This window comes from Agrococcus sp. AC640b (genome assembly GCF_979255995.1).
The window spans coordinates 76,475-98,518 of the sequence record NZ_CEEDMM010000008.1; the positions used below are offsets into that span (position 1 = coordinate 76,475).

Annotated in this window: 22 protein-coding genes; 10 read left to right on the forward strand and 12 right to left on the reverse strand. The window is 73.5% G+C overall.

Going from position 1 to position 22,044, the window contains the following annotated elements; all coding sequences use genetic code 11:
- Positions 1-37: 37 nt before the first annotated feature.
- A complete protein-coding gene (locus ACZ6H8_RS05000) occupies positions 38-592 on the reverse strand; it encodes a thioesterase family protein (RefSeq protein WP_464145074.1) in 555 nt (184 codons plus the stop codon).
- 180 nt (positions 593-772) lie between these two features.
- On the opposite strand from ACZ6H8_RS05000, the gene ACZ6H8_RS05005 reads away from it, so the two are divergent.
- A complete protein-coding gene (locus ACZ6H8_RS05005; protein ID WP_464145078.1) occupies positions 773-1,348 on the forward strand; it encodes a dihydrofolate reductase family protein in 576 nt (191 codons plus the stop codon).
- A 46-nt stretch (positions 1,349-1,394) separates the two neighbouring features.
- Entirely contained in the window at positions 1,395-1,880 is a 486-nt protein-coding gene (locus ACZ6H8_RS05010; RefSeq protein WP_464145082.1) for a GNAT family N-acetyltransferase, read from the forward strand.
- 138 nt (positions 1,881-2,018) lie between these two features.
- On the opposite strand, the gene ACZ6H8_RS05015 is transcribed toward ACZ6H8_RS05010, so the two are convergent.
- The 8 genes from ACZ6H8_RS05015 to ACZ6H8_RS05050 form a co-directional block, all read right to left on the reverse strand.
- Positions 2,019-2,225 (reverse strand): DUF3618 domain-containing protein, encoded by a 207-nt coding sequence (locus tag ACZ6H8_RS05015; protein WP_464145084.1) that lies wholly within the window; start codon positions 2,223-2,225, stop codon positions 2,019-2,021.
- On the reverse strand, positions 2,222-2,674 hold the full coding sequence (locus ACZ6H8_RS05020) for a phage holin family protein (protein WP_464145087.1): 453 nt from the start codon (positions 2,672-2,674) through the stop codon (positions 2,222-2,224). The genes ACZ6H8_RS05015 and ACZ6H8_RS05020 overlap by 4 nt, the downstream gene beginning before the upstream one ends.
- Complete coding sequence (locus tag ACZ6H8_RS05025; RefSeq protein WP_464145089.1) at positions 2,674-2,922, reverse strand: hypothetical protein; 249 nt, start codon at positions 2,920-2,922, stop codon at positions 2,674-2,676. The genes ACZ6H8_RS05020 and ACZ6H8_RS05025 overlap by 1 nt, the downstream gene beginning before the upstream one ends.
- A 145-nt stretch (positions 2,923-3,067) precedes the next feature.
- Positions 3,068-5,008 (reverse strand): M13 family metallopeptidase, encoded by a 1,941-nt coding sequence (locus ACZ6H8_RS05030; protein WP_464145092.1) that lies wholly within the window; start codon positions 5,006-5,008, stop codon positions 3,068-3,070.
- 10 nt (positions 5,009-5,018) lie between these two features.
- Complete coding sequence (locus ACZ6H8_RS05035) at positions 5,019-5,873, reverse strand: glycosyltransferase family 2 protein (RefSeq protein WP_464145095.1); 855 nt, start codon at positions 5,871-5,873, stop codon at positions 5,019-5,021.
- The gene (locus tag ACZ6H8_RS05040; protein ID WP_464145097.1) at positions 5,870-6,838 is read right to left on the reverse strand and encodes a glycosyltransferase; all 969 of its coding nucleotides are present in this window, start codon (positions 6,836-6,838) and stop codon (positions 5,870-5,872) included. The genes ACZ6H8_RS05035 and ACZ6H8_RS05040 overlap by 4 nt, the downstream gene beginning before the upstream one ends.
- Positions 6,835-7,959 (reverse strand): glycosyltransferase, encoded by a 1,125-nt coding sequence (locus ACZ6H8_RS05045; protein WP_464145100.1) that lies wholly within the window; start codon positions 7,957-7,959, stop codon positions 6,835-6,837. The genes ACZ6H8_RS05040 and ACZ6H8_RS05045 overlap by 4 nt, the downstream gene beginning before the upstream one ends.
- Entirely contained in the window at positions 7,956-9,038 is a 1,083-nt protein-coding gene (locus tag ACZ6H8_RS05050; protein ID WP_464145102.1) for a glycosyltransferase, read from the reverse strand. The genes ACZ6H8_RS05045 and ACZ6H8_RS05050 overlap by 4 nt, the downstream gene beginning before the upstream one ends.
- A gap of 158 nt (positions 9,039-9,196) precedes the next feature.
- Between ACZ6H8_RS05050 and ACZ6H8_RS05055 the strand changes: the two genes are divergently transcribed.
- Genes ACZ6H8_RS05055 through ACZ6H8_RS05065 form a run of 3 tightly spaced genes read left to right on the forward strand, consistent with a single transcriptional unit; the run spans position 9,197 to position 12,374 of the window.
- Positions 9,197-10,114 (forward strand): WcbI family polysaccharide biosynthesis putative acetyltransferase, encoded by a 918-nt coding sequence (locus ACZ6H8_RS05055; protein ID WP_464145104.1) that lies wholly within the window; start codon positions 9,197-9,199, stop codon positions 10,112-10,114.
- Complete coding sequence (locus ACZ6H8_RS05060) at positions 10,111-11,094, forward strand: glycosyltransferase family protein (protein WP_464145106.1); 984 nt, start codon at positions 10,111-10,113, stop codon at positions 11,092-11,094. The genes ACZ6H8_RS05055 and ACZ6H8_RS05060 overlap by 4 nt, the downstream gene beginning before the upstream one ends.
- Positions 11,091-12,374, forward strand: a complete 1,284-nt coding sequence (locus tag ACZ6H8_RS05065) for a glycosyltransferase family 2 protein (protein WP_464145108.1) — start codon at positions 11,091-11,093, stop codon at positions 12,372-12,374. The genes ACZ6H8_RS05060 and ACZ6H8_RS05065 overlap by 4 nt, the downstream gene beginning before the upstream one ends.
- Before the next feature lie 25 nt (positions 12,375-12,399).
- On the opposite strand, the gene ACZ6H8_RS05070 is transcribed toward ACZ6H8_RS05065, so the two are convergent.
- Positions 12,400-13,776, reverse strand: a complete 1,377-nt coding sequence (locus ACZ6H8_RS05070) for an MFS transporter (protein WP_464145111.1) — start codon at positions 13,774-13,776, stop codon at positions 12,400-12,402.
- Positions 13,777-13,945: 169 nt separating this feature from the next.
- Between ACZ6H8_RS05070 and ACZ6H8_RS05075 the strand changes: the two genes are divergently transcribed.
- The gene (locus ACZ6H8_RS05075; protein ID WP_464145113.1) at positions 13,946-15,316 is read left to right on the forward strand and encodes an LLM class flavin-dependent oxidoreductase; all 1,371 of its coding nucleotides are present in this window, start codon (positions 13,946-13,948) and stop codon (positions 15,314-15,316) included.
- Positions 15,313-16,524: an acyl-CoA dehydrogenase family protein gene (locus ACZ6H8_RS05080; RefSeq protein ID WP_464145115.1), complete on the forward strand. Its 1,212-nt coding sequence runs from the start codon at positions 15,313-15,315 to the stop codon at positions 16,522-16,524. Before ACZ6H8_RS05075 ends, ACZ6H8_RS05080 begins: the two co-directional genes overlap by 4 nt.
- A gap of 132 nt (positions 16,525-16,656) precedes the next feature.
- On the opposite strand, the gene ACZ6H8_RS05085 is transcribed toward ACZ6H8_RS05080, so the two are convergent.
- The gene (locus tag ACZ6H8_RS05085; RefSeq protein WP_464145117.1) at positions 16,657-18,330 is read right to left on the reverse strand and encodes a hypothetical protein; all 1,674 of its coding nucleotides are present in this window, start codon (positions 18,328-18,330) and stop codon (positions 16,657-16,659) included.
- Between the two features lie 32 nt (positions 18,331-18,362).
- On the opposite strand from ACZ6H8_RS05085, the gene ACZ6H8_RS05090 reads away from it, so the two are divergent.
- Complete coding sequence (locus ACZ6H8_RS05090) at positions 18,363-19,715, forward strand: MATE family efflux transporter (protein WP_464145118.1); 1,353 nt, start codon at positions 18,363-18,365, stop codon at positions 19,713-19,715.
- A 24-nt stretch (positions 19,716-19,739) separates the two neighbouring features.
- Here ACZ6H8_RS05090 and ACZ6H8_RS05095 read toward each other — a convergent pair whose 3' ends face one another.
- A complete protein-coding gene (locus tag ACZ6H8_RS05095; RefSeq protein WP_464145120.1) occupies positions 19,740-20,009 on the reverse strand; it encodes a hypothetical protein in 270 nt (89 codons plus the stop codon).
- 39 nt (positions 20,010-20,048) lie between these two features.
- Between ACZ6H8_RS05095 and ACZ6H8_RS05100 the strand changes: the two genes are divergently transcribed.
- Both ACZ6H8_RS05100 and nucS read left to right on the forward strand, forming a co-directional pair.
- On the forward strand, positions 20,049-21,245 hold the full coding sequence (locus tag ACZ6H8_RS05100) for an MFS transporter (RefSeq protein ID WP_464145123.1): 1,197 nt from the start codon (positions 20,049-20,051) through the stop codon (positions 21,243-21,245).
- A complete protein-coding gene (gene nucS, locus ACZ6H8_RS05105; protein ID WP_464145125.1) occupies positions 21,242-21,937 on the forward strand; it encodes an endonuclease NucS in 696 nt (231 codons plus the stop codon). The genes ACZ6H8_RS05100 and nucS overlap by 4 nt, the downstream gene beginning before the upstream one ends.
- Positions 21,938-22,044 lie beyond the last annotated feature (107 nt).

Below are 22,044 nucleotides of genomic sequence, written 5' to 3' on the forward strand. Positions count from 1 at the left end.
GTGCGAGCGCAGCGAGCCTCGAAGGGAGCCCGCCTGCTCAGACCCAGACGCTCGGGTGATCGGCCTTCGCGCCCGGCAGCGCCGAGAACTCGGCCCACGTCCGGATGGCGTCCGGCACGGGGTGGTTCGCCTCGAAGTCGTACCCGCACACCTCGCTCACGACCGACATCCGCACGGCGCCCACGCCGCGCTGCACGAAGCGGCCGCGCACGATGGCCTGCGCCATCACCTGCCCCTCCGACACGAAGCGCTGCTCGATGAAGCAGCTGCGGTCGTCGGCACCCACGAGGCGCGACTCGAGCGTGAAGCGCTGCAGGAATCCGATCGACCTGCGGTATGCGATCGACTGCTGTCCGACGACGGCGTGGATGCCCGCCGCGCCGAGGCGTGCGGCGATGCCGGTGCGCTTCGTGAGGTCGATGCGGCCGAGATCCATGAACGACAGGTAGCGGCCGTTGTTCATGTGGCCGAGCAGGTCGATGTCGACGAGCTGCACGCGGTGGTCGATGCGGCTGACGTCGTCGATCGCGAGCCGCGGGGCGCGGTTGCCGCGGACGAGCATGGCGAGCAGGAACCGCAGGAGCATGTGCATGGCCCCATCCTGTCGAGCGTGCCCTGGGCGTCGCCACCGCGTGCCGGGTGTCCACAGCGTCGCGGGCCGCGAGCAGGCCGCACGCTGTCGACGCCCGACGACGGCGTCACCCGTGCGCCGCAAGCCCCTGGCCGCTGCGCGGGATGCACGCGAGGGTCGGATTCGACGAGAGGGGTCACCATGCGACGACTGGTCGTGACGCAGCACATCACGGTCGACGGCGTGATCGACGGCGAGGGCGGGTGGTTCGACCCCACGGCCGACACCGCGCAGGGTCGCGAGCTCGCCGCGATGACGCGCGAGCACGCGGCGGCATCCGACGGGTTCCTCGTCGGTCGCGTGACGTTCGAGGAGATGCGCGGGTTCTGGCCGCAGCGCATCGACGACGAGACCGGCGTGACCGAGCACCTGCAGCGGGTCGAGAAGCACGTCGTGTCGCGCACGCTCGAGGATCCGGGCTGGGAGGGCACGACGGTGCTGCGCGGTGGGGATGCGCTCGCCGACGAGATCCTGGCGCTCAAGGATCGCGAGGGTCGCGACATCGTGGTGACCGGCAGCATCGCGCTCGTGCACGACCTGCTGCGCCTGGGGCTCGTCGACGAGCTGCGGCTCATCCAGCTTCCCGTCGCGCTCGGCGCTGGCCGCCGGCTCGTGCCGGACGGCGTCGAGCTGCGCCTCGCGCTCGCCGAGACCCAGGCGTTCTCGGAGGGTGCCGTGCTGCTGCGCTACCTCGTCGAGCCCGTCGCCGGCGCCTAGCCTCCCTACCGACCCGTTCGCAGCATGCGCTGCGTATCCTGTCCCCATGGCAGCAGTCGAGGTCCGTCTCGCGTCGAGCGTCGACCTCGCGCAGCTCGAGCCGCTGCTGCAGCGCTGGGGGTCGGACGACGCCCCAGACGAGAAGGTCGTGCGGTATCGCGAGCGACTGGCGTGGAACCTCGAGAACCCCACGCACCACGTGCTCGTCGCCGTCGTCGACGGCGAGGTCGCAGGCTATGCGGCAGCGCAGGACTACGGCCCTGCGCTGCACCAGGACCGATCGATCGCGCGCATGCACGATCTGTGGGTCGCACCGACCGTGCGCGGGCGCGGCGTGGGCACCGCGCTGTTCGACGCCGTGCGCGACTGGGCGCAGCGAGAGACGCGCATCGGCATGCTGCAGTGGCAGGCGAGCGACGTCGCGATCGACTTCTACCGCACGCTCGGCCTCGAGGGCGAGCGCGCCGACGCCTCTGCGCAGCCGGCGAAGGAGTTCACCCTCTCGGTGCACCTGCCGGGCTCCGGCGACTGAGCGCTGCGGCGCCGCGCCTCCTCCGCACTCCTGCCGATTCGCGTCTCGCAGGCGATCGCGGGGGTCCGAGGGGTATCTTCCCTCGCACCCCCGCGATCGCCTGCGAGACGCGAATGCAGGTTGCGGGTCGAGCAGCGCCTAGCGGCGGCGGAGGATGAGGAACGTGACGACGCCCGCGATCGCGAGCACCACGCCGCCCGCAGCCGCGAGGAAGGGCGTGGGGTCCTCGTCGAAGCGCTGCCGCGTGCGATCGGCGACCTTCGCGGGGTTGACGCGGTCCTCGATCTCCTCGAGGGCACGACGCAGCTCGTCGCGCTGCCGGTCGACGTCTGGCTGATCGGTCATCGCGGGGCTCCGTCCGTGCGGGTCGTGGTGGGGAGGTCGTCGAGCGGCGACGTGCCGTCGGCGGCGTGGCCGAGGCCGCGCACCATGTTCACGTCGTCCTTGATCGAGTCGAGCGACTCCATCTCCTTGAAGGCCGCACCGCGCTTGAGCAGCGGGATGCCGACGAGCACGAGGATGCCAATGATGACGAGCAGGCACGCCGCCGTGAGCAGCGCGGCCGCCCACTCGGCGAACAGCAGTTGCCACAGGCCGTTCACGGCCGCGAGGATCCAGCCGAGCATGAACACGGCCATGACGCCCGCGACTGCGAGGAGCGCGCCGCCGACGCCGAGCTTCGCGACCTTGCCCTTGACCTCGGACTGGAGGTTCTCGAGCTCGGCGCGGAACAGGTTGACGACGAGCGTCGGGACCTCCGCGAGGAGCTCGGGGAGCGACCGGCGCTCTGCCATCAGGACTCCTTCGGGCGACGCGTGGCCTTGCGGATCGCCTTCGTCGCCGCGTCGGTGGCGGCGTCGACGACCTTCGGCGTCTGCGTCTCGACGAACTGCTGCACCTCGGCGCGCGGCTTCGTCACCGCCTTCGAGTTCCACAGCTTGTCCGCGGTCGCGGCGATCTGCTCGTACCGCTGCCTGCCGGCCTTGGCGCCCAGCACGTAGCCCACGCCGATTCCCGCCACGAAGAGGATCTTGCCGCGCATGTCGTCTCCCGTCGTCACCGAACCGGGGGCGTTGGTGCATCCCCCGACGGACCAACCCTAGCGAGGAGCGGCCGTGTGACGCCTGGGCGGTCGACACCCGCTGCGCGCCGTGCTATCGACGCGCGGCCGCGGCCGTCCTCCACGCTCACCAGATCGTGACGCGCGCCTCCGGCGACAGCCACAGCGCGTCGCCCTCGCGCACGTCGAACGCGTCGTAGAACGCGTCCATGTTGCGCACGATCTGGTTCGTGCGGTGCTCGTTGGGCGAGTGCGGGTCGATCGACACGAGGCGGATGGCCTCCTCGGCTCGGATCTTCAGCTGCCACGCCTGCGCCCACGACAGGAAGAACCGCTGCGCGCCGGTGAGCCCGTCGATGACGGGAGCCTCGGCGCCGTCGAGGAAGAACTCGTACGCCTTCCACGCGATGCCGAGCCCGCCGAGGTCGCCGATGTTCTCGCCGATCGTGAGCGCGCCGTTGACGCTGTGGTCGGGCGCGGCGGCAGGCGAGAGCGCGTCGTACTGGGCGATGAGGACGCTCGTGCGCTCCTCGAAGCGAGCACGGTCGTCCTCGGTCCACCAGTCGCGCAGGCGCCCCTCGCCGTCGTAGCGGGAGCCCTGGTCGTCGAACCCGTGGCCGATCTCGTGGCCGATGACGGCGCCGATCGCGCCGTACGCCGCGGCGGGGTCGGCGGTGGCGTCGAAGAACGGCGGCTGCAGGATCGCGGCGGGGAAGACGATCTCGTTGAACCCGGGGTTGTAGTACGCGTTGACCGTCTGCGGCCCCATGAACCACTCGTCGCGGTCGAGGGGCTTGCCGATCTTGCCGAGCTCGCGGTCGTGCTCGAAGGCCGCGGCCGCCTGCACGTTCGCGACGAGGTCGTCGCCGATCTCGAGCGCGTCGTACGAGCGCCAGCGCACGGGGAAGCCGATCTTCGGCGTGAACAGCTCGAGCTTCTCGAGCGCCGCCTGGCGCGTCGCGGGACTCATCCACTCGAGCGTCTCGATGGATGCGCGGTACGCGGCCACGAGGTTCGCGATGAGGTCGTCCATCGCAGCGCGCGCGTGCGGCGGGAAGTGCCGCTCGACGTACACCTTGCCGACGGCGTCGCCGAGGGCGCCCTCGACGAGCGCGACCCCGCGCTTCCACCTGGCCCGCTGCTCGAGCGCACCCGTGAGGGCGGTGCCGTAGAAGGCGAACGCGTCGGCCGAGATGCGAGTGGTGAGGTACGGCGCCCACGAGCGCACGATCGATGCGCGCAGCCACGAGCGCCACGCGTCGAGCCGCTCGGGCGTCAGCAGCGTCGCGACGCCCTCGAGGTACGACGGCTGGTGCACGACGACCTCGTCGTAGACGCCGGCTGGCGCCTCGACGGCCGCGAACCAGGGCGCGAGCCACGCGTACGTCTGCGCGAACGGCTGCAGGTTGTAGGTACGCACGCTGTCTCGCGATGCGACGCGGTCCCAGTGGTGGGCGGCGACGTCGGTCTCGAGCGCGAGCACCGAGGCGGCCTCCGCCGCGGCGTCCGGCCGCTCGGCGTGGCGCAGCATCCGCTCGAGGTGCTCGACGTACTTCGCGCGCGTCTCGGCGTGCGACTCCTCGCGGTAGTACGACTCGTCGGGCAAGCCGATGCCTGCCTGCACGACGTTCACGACGTACCGCTCGGGGTCGCCGGGGTCGTTGTCGACGTACTGGCCGAAGAGGCCGGGGCCGCCGATGCGCTCCATCTCGGCGAGCGTGCGCAGCAGGTCGTCGACGCTCGTCACGGCATCCGCCTGGGCGAGGAGGTGGCGGATGGGGTCGATGCCGCGGGCGTCGATCGTCTCGACGTCCATGAACGACGCGAACAGGTCGCCGACCTTGCGCTGCTCGGTACCCGGCTCCGCGTCCGTCGACTCCTCGATGATCGTGCGGACCGCCCGCTCGGCCTCCTCGGCGAGGATCGCGAACGACCCCCATCTCGCCTTGTCGGCGGGGATCTCGGTGCGCGCGAGCCACTTCGCGTGCACGTGCTGGAACAGATCGTCCTGCGGGCGGATCTCTGGGCTGAGCTCGGCGATGTCGATGCCGGAGCGGGCTTCGGTCATGCGCTCGAGTCTAGGAGCGCCCGCCTGGCAGGATGCCCGGCGACGCGGAGGCGACCCGCTGCCACCCGTCGCTCGTGCGCTCGATCGCGCCAGCCTCCTCGAAGGCCGCGAGCCACCCCTCCATGGGCCACGTCCCCCAGCGGTCCGCGAACCGGCGACCGTTGGCGAGGATGTCGTCGAGGTGCTGCCACGGCGGCGACGACGTCGGATGATGCTGGTGGTAGGCGTCGGCACCGCCGACCCACACGAGCGGCACGCCCGCCTCCCGCGCCCGCAGCGCGAAGTCGGTGTCCTCGCCGCCGTAGCCGACGTAGCCCTCGTCGAAGCCGCCGATGCGCCGCCACGTCGCCGCCGTGGCCGCGAACGACAGCGACCAGAACAGCACCTGCTGCTCGGCCGTCGCCTCGACGAGCACCCCCGCGGCGGGCGCAGGCCGCGCGGCATGCGGTGCCGTGTGCGCCGACAGGTCGGTGCTCGCCTCGACCGTCACGCCCTCCGGCAGGTAGGTCACGGGCCCCGCGAGCAGCGCGCCGGGCGCGCGCACCATGGCGTCCTCGTAGCGCTCCACGAGCGCGTCGCCGGGCACGCAGTCGGCATCGAGCAGGATCAGGCGATCGCAGCCTGCAGCGATCGCCTCCTCCGCGCCCGCGTTGCGGCCGGCTGCGAGGCGCAGCCCGCCCGGCGCGGGCGGCACGTGCACGAGCGCGGCGCCGTGGGTGCCTGCGACGCCGTGCGCAGGCGGCTCCGCGTCGAGCCACACCACGATGCGGCGCACGTCGGGGTGTCGTTCGCGCAGCCGCGCCTGCTGACGCTCCACGTGCGTCGCCCGTGCACTCGAGCCGAGGGTGATGGCCGCCGTCGTCATGCCGCACCTCCCGCGACGCGCTCGACGGTCGCTGCGAGCCGGCTCGCTGCGCCGTCGACGCGCCAGCGGCTCCAGTCGGGATGCGTCGCGCTCGCGCGCGCCAGCAGCCTCGGCCATGACTCCACGTCGCCGTCCGGCACCACCGCGAGCCCGGCTGCCGCGAGCCACTGCGCCGTGCGCGCCTGCTCGTCGAACGGTCTCGGCCTCGGCACGACGATCGCGCGTGCACCCGCCGCCGCGACGTCGGCGATCGCGTTCTGCCCGGCCGCCGTCACGACGACGTCGGCGGCGCACAGCGCCGCCCACGGATCGTCGAGCCAGCTGCCCGGACCGGCGATCGTCCACCGCCACCCGGGGGTCTGCGCCACGGCGTGCTCGACCATCGCCTCCCATTCGGCGTCTGCGTCGCCCCCGCCGAGCGCGAGCACCGTCGACGCCTGCCGCGTGCGGGAGGGCGTGCGGCCCTCGAACCGCGAGATGCCGCCGACGTGCTCGACGCCGTCGTCGCCCTCCCCTGCCACGAGCGCCCACGGCGCGACGATGGCGTCGGCAGCGGCACGTCCGAGCGCATGCGGCGCATCCGACCGGTCGCCGGGCTGGGCGACGAGCACGACGCGCCTGCCCAGCAGTCGCGCCAGCAGCGTGACCTCGACCGACACGTCGACGACCACGGCGTCTGCCGCCGGCAGCACCGCGGCGATCGCGGCCATGCGTCGTGCATGGCCTGCGTGGCCGAGGGGCGCCCAGTGCAGCAGGCCCTGCGCCGTCGCATCCATCGTCGACGGATGCCCTGCGCCCTCGTCGAGGTCGTCGCGCTCCAGCTGCACCCAGGTGGTGCGCGCCGGCATCGGATCGGCAGGCGGCAGCGAGCTCAGCACCACCACGTCGTCCGCGACATGCGGCCGCACCGCGAGGAATCGCGTGCGATGGCCGAGACCGTGGTGGTGGACGTACCAGGCGATCACGGCGCCGCCGCGAGGTTCGACGCGACCGACCGACGGCCGACGCGACGCGCTCGCTCGTGCAGCGCGAGCTCGGGCGCGACGCTCGCGAACCGTGCGATCGCGTGCTCGCGGATGCGCAGGCGGTCGTCGGCAGACGCGCCCAGCAGCTCCTCGGCGGCGAGCGCCAGCCCACGCACGTCGTCGGGGGCGACGAGCCGAGCCCCCGGCATGCCCTCGAGCACCTCGACGACGCCACCTCTCGCGAACGCCGCGACCGGCGTGCCGGTGAGCAGCGCCTCGACGAGCACGAGCCCGAAGGGCTCGTCCCACCTGGGCGTGACGAGCGCGCAGCTGCTGCCGCCCACGAGCCGTGCGAGCGCAGCCCTGCGCATGGGCCCCTCGAGCCGCACGCCCTCGCCGAGGCGAGGCGAGATCTCGGCCTCGAAGTAGTCGACGTCGCCGATGCGGCCGGCGACCGTCAGCGGCTGCCCGAGCCAGCGAGCGGCGTCGATCGCCAGATGCGGCCCCTTCTCGGGCACGATGCGGCCGAACCACACGAGCTCGTCGCCACCGGGGCCGAGCGGCCACGCGGCTGGGTCGACCGTGTTCGTCGCGACCGTCGCATCCACCCCGAGCTCGCCCCACTGCGCTGCCGTGTGCCGGCTCACCGCCACGTACCGGTGCTGCGGGCCCGCGTGGCGCGCCGCGGCGACGAGCTCGGGCAGCGGCGGGGTGTGCAGCGTCGTCACCATGGGGATGCCGTGCTCGCGGGAGCGCTGCACGGGCGTGGGATGCAGGCTGTGGTTCTCGACGAGGTCGTACGCGTCGCGGCGCTCGACGAGGTGGTCGACGAGGCGGGCGTGCACGACGTCGACCGCCTCGAGGTATCCGGCTGGGTACGCCTCGTCCGACGGGCGGCTGCGGCCCCACGACACCGCAGGCATGCGCAGACGTCTCGGCGTGCCGTCGAGGAAGTCGGAGCCGTGCGCAGCGACGAGCGTCACGTCATGGCCTGCTGCGCGCAGCGCACGCACCCGATCCCAGACGACCGCCTCGAGCCCGCCTGCATGCGGCTCTCGGATGGGATGTCGGGATGCCGCGACGACGAGCACGCGCAATGGCGTGCGACGGGTCGGGGTCAAGGCTGGATCTCGCGCACGAGGGAACGGTACAGCGACGCGTGCGCGTGGCGAATGGCCTTGCGCTCGACGCGTCGAGCACTCTCGCGGGACGCGACGAGCGCGATCCGCTCGGGCGTGCCCGGCCTCGTGCCGCCAGCGATCGCTGCCTCCACGGCCCCTGCCGCCTCGTCGAGCGAGGCGAACCCGTGGTAGCCGCCGGGGTGCTGCTGCGCCATCGGCAGCCAGCCGGGCCCCACGACCGGCACGCCGCGGTCGTGGCACAGCTCGACCCAGCCCGAGTGCGTGCCGTGCCCGTATGGCAGCCACGAGACGTCGAGGGCGTCGACCTCTGCGAGCAGGGCGTCGTCGTCGGGCCGCGGCGCCTGCACGAGCGTGCAGTCGGCGCGGTCTGCGAGGAGTCGCGCGACCGCCGCCGCGGCCTCGTCGTCTCGCGTGCGCTCGTGCATCGCGACGCGGCCGGCCGCTGGGACGCCGATGGCGCGCAGGTGCTGCAGCACCGTCAGCAGCGCCTCGACGGTCGGCACCGCTGCGACGTTGGGGCGCAGGTCGCGCAGGTGGACGCCGATCGTGAAGGCACCGAGCCTGGGGGTGGGTGCAGGAGGCGGTGCGTCGAGCAGCGTCGGATGCGGCAGCACGATCGGCGTCGTGCCCCACCGGTCGTGCACGCGCTGTGCGGCGGCGGCCGTGAGCGTCGTGAGCGCCGCGGCGCGCGGCACGAGCTCGTCGAGGTCGAGCAGGTGCCGCGACTGATCGTGCAGCTGGGGGTTCTCGAGGTCGTGGACGGTGAAGACCACGGGGATGCCGGCTGCGTCGCACGCGTCGAGCGCGGCCGCGAGCCTCCCGTGCGGCAGCGACTCCATGCCGAAGTGCACGTGCACGAGATCGACGTCGGCGGCGTGCGCGCGGATCCACTCGGGATCGAGCACGGCGGGCGGCCACCAGCGCTCGGGGTGGCTCGGGTCGACGATCGGATCCGGCAGCAGCACGACCGAGCCGTCGACGGGTGCGATCGCCTGCGCGTAGGCATGCGAGGCGGGCACGGCGGCGACGCGGATGGGCGCTGGCGGTCGTTCGTGCATGCAGATGCTCCTGGCGGGTCGTCGTGCGGGGGCGAGACACCGGTGATGGGGCACCGTGGCTGGGAAGGGCGGACGTCGAGGGCCGACCTGCTCGCACCCTACGCCCGACCACCGACATCGCACGGCGTCGAGCGCGACGACGTACGCTCGACGACACCATGGACCCAGCCGGACAGCACGCGGCGGACGCCGCACGTCGACGCCACTTCGCCGACTTCTACGACGGCGTCGACGACGACGGGCCGCTCGGCGCGATCGTCGGCAACTGCCAGGCCGAGTCGCTGCGCGTGGCGATGGAGGCGTGCGGCGTGCGCCTCGTGCGCATGCCCGCCGTGCACGAGCTCGTCGCCGACGACATGCCCGCCCTGCAGCGACTCCTCGACCGCGTCGCCGTGCTCGTCGCCCAGCCCATCCGCGACGACTACCACGGCCTGCCCATCGGCACGCGGCAGCTGCTCGCCGCGTCGGGCGCGCGCAGCACGGCGGTCGTGCCCATCGTGCGCTTCGCAGGCCTGCATCCGACGCAGGCGATCGTGCGCCCACCCGGCGATGCAGGCCTCGCGCCGCCCATCGTGCCGTACCACGACCTGCGCGTGCTCTCGGTGGCGGCCGGACGCACCGAGGGCGCGCTGCCGCCGCTCACGCCCGCGATGGTGCGGGGCGTCGCGGCCGCGTCGATCGCCGAGCTGCGGCGACGGGAGGAGCGCGACGGCTCGGTCGCGATCTCCGACGTGCTCGTCGCACCGAGCGCCAGCCACATGCGCACGATCAACCACCCCGGCAACCCGGTCTTCGAGGAGCTCGCGCGCCGCGTGCAGGAGCGCCTGCGCCTGCCGCACGCACCCGAGCCGCTCGAACGCGAGCTGCTCGACGGCATCCACGCACCCCTCGAGCGCGCGGTCGTCGAGGCGTGGGGCCTGCCTGACGAGCCGCGGGAGCACTGGATCGTGGGCGGCGAGGTCGTCGACGTCGACGCCGTGCACGCTGCGCAGCTCGCGTGGTACCGCTCGCGCCCCGACGTCGTGCGCGTCGGCGTCGAACGGCACGGCGAGACCATGGCGAGGCTCGGCCTGTGACGGCGGTGCCGCTGCTGGCGCACCTGGGCGACGCCGAGCACGGCGTCGACCGCTACGCCCGCGAGGTCGCCGAGCGCATCGCGGCCACGCATCCCGCCGCGACGCTCGTGCTGCCGGGCGCCGTCGCATCCGGCTCGCGCGTGCACGTGCACTTCACCGACCGGCTGTGGGGCAGGTCGCCTGCGGACGCCGCCGAGACGATCGAGCGCCTCGCCGAGCGTGCCGCCGTCTCGGTGACCATGCACGACGTGCCGCAGGCGTCCGACGGCGCTGCGAGCATGCGCAGGCGCGTGGAGGCGTACGGTCGCGTCGCGCGCGCAGCGCACCTCGTGGTCGTCAACAGCGAGCACGAGCGCACGCTGCTGCGCGCATGCGTCGCCGACGTCGGCGAGGTGCACGTCGTGCCCCTGGCGGTCGAGGCGTCCGCGGCGTCGACCGCGGCCGACGCCTCCGCGACCACGACGCGACGCGAGATCGGCATCCTGGGCTTCGTCTACCCCGGCAAGGGGCACGAGGAGGCGATCGCGGCATCCGCCGCGCTCGCGCAGCCGCTGCCGGTCGTGGCGATCGGCCGCGCCGCGCCCGGGCACGAGGCCGACCTCGAGGCGCTCGCGACCGCTGGGGCCGGTCTCGGCGTGCCCGTGACCAGCACGGGGTTCCTGCCTGACGACGCGCTCGTCGAGCGCATGCGCTCGACGCTCGTGCCCGTCGTCGCCCACCGGCACGTGTCGGCCTCGGGATCGCTGAACTCGTGGATCGCCGCCGGCCGTCGCCCCATCGTGGCGCGGAACGCGTACTTCGACGAGATGGCGGCGCTGCGCCCCGGCACGACCTGGCTCGTCGACGACGCCGGGCTCGCCGAGGCGATCGCCGCCGCCGTGCACGACCCGTCGCGCACGTGGCTCGGGGCGGATGCGCAGACGCGGCCCGACCTCGGCGACGTGGCCGCGGCGTACCTCCGGCTCTGGCTGCCGTCGTGACGGCGCCGTTCGGGGTGCCGCTCGTCGGCAACGACTGGCGCGCGGTGCCGCCGCCGTCGTCGCCGCCGAGCGTGTCGGTGATCGTCGCGCACTTCGACCAGCAGCGCGAGCTCGATCGCACGCTCGCGGCGCTCGCGCGGCAGACCCACCCACGCGACCTGCTCGAGGTCGTCGTCGTCGACGACGGCTCGCCGCGACCTCCCGTCGTGCCTGGCGGGGTGCGGCTCGTGCGGCAGGCCGACGAGGGCTTCCGGCTCGCGGCGGCACGCAACCTCGGCGTGCGGCACAGCTCGGGCGACGTGCTCGTGTTCCTCGATGCCGACACCGCGCCAGAGCCCGAGTACGTGGAGCGCATCGCCGCGCTGCCTGCCAGCGCCCCCGACGTCGTCGCCGTCGGGCGACGCAGGCATGCCGCCTTCGACGGCGTGCCGACGACGGCGTCCGTCGAGGTCGCCGGCCCCGCGCACGCGCTGCCCGAGCCCGGGTGGCTCGCCGAGGCCTACCGGCGCAGCGACGACCTGCTGCACGCCGACGCGCGCTCGTACCGCTTCGTCATCGGCGCCGTCGTCGCCTGCTCGCGGTGGCTGCTCGACGACGTCGGCGGGTTCGACGAGTCGTTCCGCACCTACGGCGGCGAGGACTGGGAGTGGGCGCACCGCGCATGGCAGGCGGGGGCCGCGCTCGCGCACGTGCCCGGCGCCGTCGCCTGGCACGACGGGCCCGACTGGGCGGGGCGCGACGCCGACGAGCGCGCACGGCGCAAGAACGTCGAGACGGCACGGCTCATGCAGACGATCGGCGTGCCGGGGTCGGCCCCTTCCACGCTGCTCTCGCAGGCACCCGACGTCGTCGTCGAGCTCGCGACCGCGCCGTCGATCGCGGCGGCCCTCGTGTGCGTCGAGCACGTGCTGCAGACGTTCCCCACGGCCCGCGTCGTCGTGCCCGGCGACGTGCACGACGCGCTCGGCTCCGACCCGCGGGTCGTGCGTGCGGTGCCGCAGCGCTACCGCGTGCACGTCGCGCTCGCGCAGCCGCTCGCGCTCGACGACGACGCGCGAGCCACGCTGCGCGCCGCCGCGGCGACGATCGGCGACGACGACGTCGCATCCGTGCACCTCGGACCCTGGATCGTCGTGGCCGCGCGCCGCGCCGCCGCTCGCGATCGCCGGTGGGGTCGCGCGACCGGCTGGCGGGCGCTCGGCGAGCCGTGCGAGGGGGCGACTCCCCTGCCCGACGAGCCCGACCTCGAGGCGTACCTCGGCGGCTGGTGGGCCCCGTGACGGGCGCGTCCCGCGGGCGTCGCGCCTAGGCGCGCACCGCCTGGCCCTCGCCCTCCACGAGCGTCTCGAGCTCCGCCTCCACGTCCTCGGAGGCTGCGAGCTCGACGTCGTCGGCGCCGCCGTCCTTCGCGAAGATCGCCGCGATCGTCGTGAGCACCGCGTAGACGCCGATGAACACGCACAGGATCCACGGGCTGCCGCCTGCGAGCTCCACGAAGACGACCGCGAGCAGCGGCGTGAGGCCGTTCGAGAAGATCGACCCCACCTGGTAGCCGAGCGAGACGCCCGAGTAGCGCAGATCGGTGGGGAACTGCTCGGCGAACCACGCCGCCTGCGGGCCGTAGATCGCATCGTGCAGCACGTTCATGCCCACGAGGAACACGAGCCACACGAGCACGAGCGGGCCGTGATCGAGGAACGCGAAGAACGGCCACACCGCGACGCCGATGCCGATCGACGCGCCGATCGCGATGCGACGCCTGCCGACCTTGTCGCTCAACCACCCCCAGAACGGCGTCGAGACGAGGCTGATCGCGCCGACGATGAGCAGCGACTGGATGCCCACGGCCGAGTCGCCGCGCGCGTTCGTGAGGTAGGTGAGCGAGTACACGGTGAGGATCGAGAACCACGCGGGCTGCGCGAGCCGCAGGCCGATCGTCACGAGCACGCCCCGCGGATGCCGCTTGAGCACCTCGACGACCGGCAGGCGGCGCACGGCGCCCGCCTGCTTGATCTTCTGGAACTCCGGCGCGTCCTCGACGCCGAGGCGGATGACGAGGCCGATGACGACGAGCACCGCAGACGCGAGGAACGGGATGCGCCACGCCCACTCCTGGAACGCCTCCGTGCCGAGGATGCCCTGCACGCCCCAGACCGAGCCCGTCGCGAGCAGCAGGCCGCCGGCGGAGCCCATCTGCGTGAAGCTGCCGAAGAAGCCGCGCCTGCCAGGCGGGGCGTGCTCGACCGACAGCAGCGCCGATCCGCCCCACTCCGCGCCTGCCGACAGGCCCTGCGCGAGCCGCAGCACCACGAGGCCGATGACGGCCCAGATGCCGATCTGCGCGTACGTGGGCAGCAGGCCGATGAGCAGCGTCGCGACGCCCATGAGCAGCAGCGAGCCGACGAGCAGCTGCTTGCGGCCGATGCGGTCGCCGAGATGCCCGGCGATGATGCCGCCGAGCGGACGCGCGAGGAAGCCGACGCCGTACGTGGCGAACGAGGCGATGAGCGCGATCGCCGGCGTCGTCTCCGGGAAGAACGTCGCACCGAACACGAGCGCGGCCGCCTGCGCGTACAGGTAGAAGTCGTACCACTCGATCGTCGTGCCGACGAGGGCTGCGGCGAGCACGCGGCGGCGCTTGGCCTCGGGGGTGCGCTCGGCGGTGGCGGATGCCTGGGACATGACGGTGCTCCTGGGGTCGGGTCGCTGGCAACCGAACCGCGCCGCACCGCCGCGCGCAACGCGGCGCCGTCGCACGACGTCACACGACGTCACGCACGTCGCGACGGCCACCCCCGGTCGGCAGCATGGGAGGCCGAGCGCGCGCCGACGTGCGCGAGGAGGAGGAGCCGTGCCCGATCGCCCGCCGCTGCGGTACGCAGCGTTCGTCATGGACACCGTCTCGCACATCCAGCACGGGCTGTGGCGGCATCCCGACGCGCAGCAGCACCGGTTCGACGAGCTCGACCTGTGGGTCGATCTCGCCACGACCCTCGAGCGCGGCGGCTTCGACGCCATGTTCTTCGCCGACGTCGTCGGGCTCTACGGCCCCGCAGGCGGCGACTTCACGCTGAATGCGCGCGAGGGGCTGCAGGTGCCCAACGGCGACCCGTCGGTGCTGATCTCGGCGCTCGCGAGCGCCACCGAGCACCTCGGCTTCGCATTCACGTCGTCGGTGCTGCAGGCGCACCCGTTCGAGTTCGCCCGCCGCGTCTCGACGCTCGACCACCTCACGAAGGGCCGCGTCGGCTGGAACGTCGTCACGAGCGCCCTCGACGGCGCGGCTCGCAACTTCGGCGCCGACCGCCTCGAGGAGCACGACGAGCGCTACGTGTGGGCGCAGGAGTACGTCGACGTCGTCACGAAGCTGTGGGAGGGGTCGTGGGACGACGACGCCTGGCTCGCCGACAAGGCGGCCGGCATCGTGTCGGATGCGCGCGGCATCCACCGCATCGACCACGTCGGGAAGCGCTACTCGGTCGCGGGCCCGCACCTGTCGCGCCCGTCGCCGCAGCGCACGCCCGTGCTGTTCCAGGCAGGCTCGTCGGTGGCCGGGCGCGCCTTCGCCGCGCGCAACGCCGAGGCGCAGTTCATCCTGTCGTCGACGCCCGAGAAGACCGCCGAGCTCATCGCCTCGACGCGCGACCAGGTCGAGGCCGCAGGCCGCGCCCGCGACGACATCCGCTTCTTCCTCGGCCTCGCGTTCGTGATCGGCTCGACCGAGGAGGAGGCGAGGCGGAAGTCGGACGAGATCGACGAGTGGTTGTCGCCAGACGGGTTCCTCGTGCACTCCAACCTCGGCTTCGACCCCGACACCGGTGCGCAGCTCGACCCCGACACCCCGCTGTCGCAGGTGAGGACGCAGACGAACCAGTCGCATCTGCAGTGGCTGCAGGAGGCCGCAGGCGACCGCGAGCCCACCATCCGCGACCTCGCGGCGCTGTCGGCGCGCATCCGCTCGCGCGTCGTCGGCACGCCCGAGCAGATCGCCGACCAGCTCGCCACCTGGCAGGACGCCGGCGTCGACGGCATCAACGTCATCAACTGGACCATCCCGGGCTCGTTCGAGGAGTTCGTCGACCACGTCGTGCCCGTGCTGCGCGAGCGCGGCCTCGCCGAGCCGCACCCCGAGACGCCGGGCACGCTGCGCTCGCGCCTCTTCGGCCACGACCAGCTGCCGGCGTCGCACTCCGCGCGGCAGTGGCGGGGAGCGTTCTCGTGAGCGTCGCCGTCGACGCCGTCTCGCTCGCGGAGCGCTTCGCACCCCTCGTCGACGAGGTGCGCGAGGGCGCCGTGCAGCGCGAGCTGGGCCGCGAGCTGCCGATCGACCTCGTGCGTCGCCTCGCCGATGCCGGCGTCGGCCGGGTGCGCCTGCCCGTCGCCGAGGGCGGGCTCGGCGCATCGATCGCCGAGTCGGTCGCGCTCACGATCGCCCTGTCGGCGGCGGATGCGAACGTGGGGCACCTGCTGCGCTCGCACGCGGGGTTCGTCGAGCTCGTGCTGCGCCGCGCGCCCGGCTCCGGCCGCGACGCGTGGGTGGAGCGCATCGCGGGCGGCGCGCTCGTGGGCAACGCGACGAGCGAGCTCACCGGCACGACCCTCGCCGACATCTCCACGCGCGTCTCCGAGACGCCCGAGGGGCGATGGGTGCTCGACGGCCGCAAGTTCTACTCCACCGGCACCCTCTACGCCGACTGGGTGTACCTCGCCGCGGCCGACGGCGACGCGCGCGTGACGTTCGCGGTGCCCACCGATGCGCCGGGCGTCGAGATCCTCGACGACTGGGACGGCTTCGGGCAGCGGGCGACGGCGTCGGGCACGACGGTCTTCGACGGCGTGGAGGTGGACGCGTCGTCGTTCGCGACGTACGGCACGGGACCGCTCACGCACATCCAGGCGTTCTACCAGCTGCACCTCGTCGCCGTGCTCGCCGGCATCGCCGAGGAGGTCGTGCGCGACGCCGGCGACTACGTGCGGCCGCGCACGCGCTCGTTCGTGCACGCGAACACGGCCAGGCCCGCCGACGACCCGCAGGTGCTCGAGGTCGTTGGCAGGCTGTCGACGACGGCGTTCGCCGTGCGCGCCGCCGTGCTCGAGGCTGCGCGGCTGCTCGACGTCGCAGCCGGCGCCCCTGCGGGCGAGGCGCTCGACGCGCGGCTGCTCGAGGAGGCCGAGATCGCCGTCTACCAGGCGCAGGTGCTCGCGTCGGATGCGGTGCCGGACGCCGCCACGCGCCTGTTCGAGGTCGGCGGCGCGTCGGCGACCGAACGCACGCGTGCGCTCGACCGGCACTGGCGCAACGCCCGCACCGTCGCATCCCACAACCCGGCCGTCTTCAAGGCCCGCACGATCGGCGCGTGGGAGGTCTCGGGCACGGGTCCGCTCGGCGTCTGGCACCGGTACGAGACGGTCGGCCCGACGCGCTTCTGACCGGTCGTGCCTCCACGTCGACTGGTCACCGTTGCACGTCGACTGGTCACCGTTGCACGTCGACTGGTCACCGTTGCACCTCGACGACCCCGATCCGGGTGCGACCGTGACCAGTCGAGGGGCTGGGGCGCCTCAGCGCTCGAAGATGCCGCGTCCGAGCGAGGCCAGCACCGACCACGCCGTCGACGCAACCGACGGGTCGTCGACGAGGTCGTAGGCCGGCACCGCGCGCGAGGCGTACGGGAAGCCGCCGTCGGCACCCTGCACGCCCGTGCATCCACGCATGACGGCCTCCGCTCGAGCATCCTCTCCGAGCCGCCGCAAGGCGTACGCGACCGAGAAGGTGCCCTCCCACCACACGTGCGGCAGCATGCCGGGGTAGCCCCCGGCTGCGTAGGCCGTCGCGTAGCCGACGATCTCGGTGCCGTCGCCGCGGACCTCGCGGTGCAGGAACGGCGCGAGCTGCTCCTGCGACATCGTCGCCGCGGCCCGCTCGCGCTCGCCGATCGCGAGCAGCAGCAGCGACCCCCATGCGTGCACGTCGAGCGGGTCTGCCGTATCGGGCACGCCGCCGTCGATGCCCTGGATGAAGCGCCCACGATCGTCGGACCAGAGGGTCGCGAGCATCGTCGCCCCGATGCCCTCCGCGACGCCCGTCCAGCGCGCGTCGAGCACCCGCCCTGCGAGCGCGAAGCAGAAGAAGGCGTCGACGTTGTGCTCGGTCGACGCCCACGTGAGCGTGCGCGCGTCGACGCCGCCGTCGCCCGGCACGCCGACGCCGCCGCGCACGAGCCCGTCGACGATCTGCGCCTCGAGCCACGCGAGCGCCGCACCGATCGCAGGCTCGAGCGCGGCGCGACGCGCTGGGAACGCGTCGACGAACGCCAGCGCCGCGGCCGTCGCGATCGCGTGCGCCCCCGACCGCACGAGCAGCGCGCCCTGCTCGGGCGCCTCCTGCCTCCCCGACACGCGGAAGGCGCCCTCCTGGACGCCGGTGCGCACCTGGAGCAGCAGCAGGCCGTCGAGCAGCCGCGTCGCCATCGCGTCGTCGCCCATCGCGAGCGCGGCCTGCAGCGCGACGGCCTGGTCGTAGACGAAGGTCGTCGATGCGGATGCGCTCGCCTCGTCGACGACGTACGACCGGATCGCGCCCGTCGACGCATCGGTGGCGCCCAGCAGCGAGCCGTCGGCGTCGACGAGCGCGAGCTGCTTGCGACCGGGCGCGGAGGCGTCGAACACCACGATGCCGTCGACCGGTGCCGGCCGCGACGCGATCGTCGTGGAGGTCGCACCGATGACGCGCAGCTCGACCGTGAGGCCCTCGAGCACGTCGCTCGCCGGCCATCGGCCGCCCGCGACGTCGCCTGCGGCGGTGCGCAGCTCGAGCGCCCAGCTGCCGCGCCTCCACGTCTCGACCGACGAGAGGTCGATGCCGAAGAAGCCGTCGCCGTCGAGCGGCACGGCACCGAGATCGGCGAAGGCGTCGGTCACCAGGCCGAAGTGCACCGACCCACCCGCGAGGTCGACCGTCGAGTCCGCAGGCGGTCGCACCCGACCGAAGACCATGCCGCGATACCCGGAGGGCAGGGCGCCCGGATCGGCGACCACGATCCACGTGCCGGGCCGCACGGGGTACGTGCGCGGCGGCGCGACGCTGCCGAGCACCCTGCCCGTGTGCTGCGACGGGACGAGGTGGTCGAGCGCGACGACCCCCTCGTGCGCGGGTTGCTCGAGCGGTCGCAGCTGCGCGGCGAGGAACCGCATGGCACGAGGGGCGATGACGTCTGGCGCTGCTGCTGATGGCATGCCTCATCATCCACCGGGCGTAGCGTGGAGCGGTGAGCGAGGCGAACGCATCCACGCGCGACGAGCGGCGGCGGCTCGACCGCGACATCGTGGCCCTCGCGCTGCCCGCGCTCGGCGCGCTCGTCGCCGAGCCCGCGTTCCTGCTCGTCGACACGGCGCTCGTCGGGCACCTGGGTGCCGCGCAGCTCGCGGGCGTCGGCGTCGGCACGACCGTGCTGCACACCGCCGTCGGCCTGCTCATCTTCCTCGCCTACGGCACGACGCCCGCCGTCGCGAGGCGCCTGGGCGCCGGCGACCGGCCGGGCGCGATCCGTGCGGGCATCGACGGCATCTGGCTCGCCGTCGTCGCGGGCGCCGTGCTGCTGCTGGCGGTGCCGCTCGCGCATCCGCTCGTGTCGCTCTTCGGCGCGACCGCCGAGGTCACGGGGCATGCGGCCACCTACCTCGGCATCTCGATCCTCGGCCTGCCCGCCATGCTCGTCGTGCTCGCGGCGACGGGGCTGCTGCGCGGCCTGCAGGACACGCGCACGCCGCTGATCGTCGCCGGCGCCGGCTTCACGGCCAACGCGCTGCTCAACGTCGTGCTCATCTACGGCGTCGGTCTCGGCGTCGCAGGCTCCGCGATCGGCACCGTGGTCGCGCAGTGGGGCATGGCGGCGTTCTTCCTGTGGTTCGCGCTGCGCGAGGCGCGCCGCGAGCGCGTCTCGCTGCGGCCATCGCTCGCCGCCGTCGGCCGTGTGGCGGGCGTTGGCGTGTGGCTGCTGCTGCGCACGGTGTCGCTGCGCGTCGCGCTCATCGCCACGACCGCCGTCGCGACCAGGCTCGGCACCGACGTGCTCGCCGCGACGCAGGTGGCGTTCGCGCTGTTCTCGACGCTCGCCTTCGCCCTGGATGCGCTGGCCATCGCGGGGCAGGCGATGCTCGGCAAGGCGCTCGGCGCGGGCGACGCCGCGCTCGCACGCCGCATCACGAGGCGGCTCGTGCGGTGGGGGCTGCTGGGTGGCAGCGCCCTCGGCGCCCTCATGCTCGCGCTGGCATGGGTCGTGGGCGGCGCGTTCACGTCGGACCCGGCCGTGATCGCGATGCTGCCGTGGGCGCTCGTGCCGCTCGCGCTCGCGCAGCCGATCGCCGGGTTCGTGTTCGTGCTCGACGGCGTGCTCATCGGCGCAGGCGACGCCCGCTACCTCGCGTGGACCGGTGTCGTGAACCTCGCGCTGTACGCGCCCCTGCTGCTGCTCGCGCTGCTGCCTGCCGTGCCGTACGGCGGCGCGGCCCTCGCGGTCGTGTGGCTCGCGTTCGCGTTCGGGTTCCTCGGCGCCCGCGCCCTCACGCTCGGGCTGCGCGTGCGCTCCGACGCCTGGATGGTGCTGGGCGCGACGCGCTGACGTCGTTCCGGACGGCGCGCCGTGTCAGACGCCGCGGTGCAGCATGTCGACCGCCCGGTCGACGGCAGCCTTCGCCTCCGCCAGGCCCGCGCCGGTCTCGACGCGCTGCTGCTTCACGGCCTTGATGAGGGCGCCCTCGCGCACGAGCTGCACCACGGCAGGCGACACGGGGTACGGCCACGGCGCCTCCGACGCGGCAGGCCTCGTGCCGTTGGGCGGGTCGTAGCCCGCCTGGGCGAAGAGCCAGTCGACCTGCTGCTCGAGGCGTGCGATGCGGGTGGCGTCGGAGTCCATGGCGTCCACGCTATGGGTCGTCGGTGGGAGGATGGTGGGATGCGTGAGACGGTGCGGTGGCGGAACGCCGTCTTCGCCGTCTTCTTCGCGATGGGCTTCGGCTTCGCCTCGCTCGCAGCACGATTCCCGACGGCGCGCGACATGCTCGACATCTCCGTCGACCAGCTCGGCCTCGCGCTGCTGGGCATCTCGATCGGCTCCATCACGGGCCTGGCGACGGCGAGCCACGTCATCGCCCGACTCGGCACGCGCATCGTCATGGTCGTCGGCGTGTGCATCTTCGCGTCGGGCCTCGTCGTGGCCGGATGGGGCATCGAGGCGAGGAGCATGACGATCCTCGTCGTCGGCCTCCTCGTCACGGGAGTCTCGACCGGCATCACCGACGTCGCCATGAACCTCTCTGGCGCTGCGAACGAGCGCGCCATCGGGCGCGCGATCATGCCCGTGTTCCACGCGTTCTTCTCCTTCGGCACCGTCGCAGGCGCCGGCTACGGCGCGCTGGGCGAGGCGACGGGGATCGGCATCGGCCCGCAGGCGACGCTCTCGCTCGTCGCGATCGTCGTGCTGGCGCTCGTCGTGCGCAGGCATCTCGTCGAGCAGCCCGTGCAGCCGGAGGACCACGTCGGATTCCGCGAACGGCTGTCGGTGTGGACGGATGCGCGCACGTGGCTCATCGGCGGCCTCGTGCTCGGCATGGCGCTCACCGAGGGGTCGGCGAACGACTGGCTCGCGCTGCTCATGGTCGACGGCCACGGCTTCGACCAGGTGAGCGCCGCGCTCGCCTTCGCGCTCTTCCTCGCCGCCATGACCGCCGGGCGGCTCGCCGGCGTGCCGCTCATCGAGCGCTTCGGCCGCGTCGTCATGCTGCGCGCGACGGCCGCGCTCGCCGCCGTCGGCCTCGTGCTCGTCATCGTCGTCGACCATCAGGTCGTCGCGCTCGTCGGCACCGCGATGTGGGGGCTCGGCGCATCGCTCGGCTTCCCCATCGGCATGTCGGCCGCCGCCGACGACGCCCGCATGGCCACGGCGCGCGTCGGCGCCGTCGCGACCATCGGCTACGTCGCCTTCCTCGCCGGGCCGCCACTGCTGGGGTTCCTCGGCGAGCACATCGGCCTGCGCGACGCCATGTGGGTCGTGCTCGCCTTCGTCGTCCTCTCGCTCGCGACCTCGGCAGTCGCGCGCGAGCCGCGCACCGCATCCGGTGCACTCGATCCTGCCGCGGAGGTCCGCCCATGAGGCTCGTCGTCGCGAAGTGCTCCGTCGACTACACCGGTCGCCTGACCGCCCACCTGCCGCTCGCCACGCGCGTGCTCATGCTCAAGGCAGACGGCTCGCTGCTCGTGCACTCCGACGGCGGCTCGTACAAGCCGCTCAACTGGATGTCGCCGCCATGCGTCGTCGAGACGGCGGAGCCGAGCGACGACCAGCGCTCGGCGGGCGTCACCGAGCTGTGGACCGTGACGCATCAGAAGACGGGCGACGCGCTCGTGGTGCGGCTGCACGAGGTGCTCTCGGACACGTCGCACGAGCTCGGCGTCGACCCCGGCCTCACGAAGGACGGCGTCGAGTCGCATCTGCAGGCGCTGCTCGCCGACCAGATCGAGCTGCTGGGCGATGGCCACGAGCTGTGGCGCCGCGAGTACATGACGCCCATCGGTCCCGTCGACATCCTCGCTCGCGACGAGGCGGGCGCGACGGTCGCGGTCGAGATCAAGCGCCGCGGCGGCATCGACGGCGTCGAGCAGCTGACCCGCTACCTCGAGCTGCTCAATCGCGACCCGCGCATCGCACCCGTCACGGGCGTGTTCGCCGCGCAGGAGATCGCACCGCAGGCGCGTACGCTCGCGCTCGACCGCGGCATCCGCTGCGTGCTGCTCGACTACGACGCCATGAAGGGCATCGAGAGCAAGCGTCCGACGCTGTTCTGAGCGGCCCGGCCGGCGGCGAGGCAGGCGCCGCGGCCCGCCGCGGCCCGCGCGATGTGCGTTTCGCAGGCGATCACGGTGGGTCGAGGGGTATCTTCCCTCGACCACCC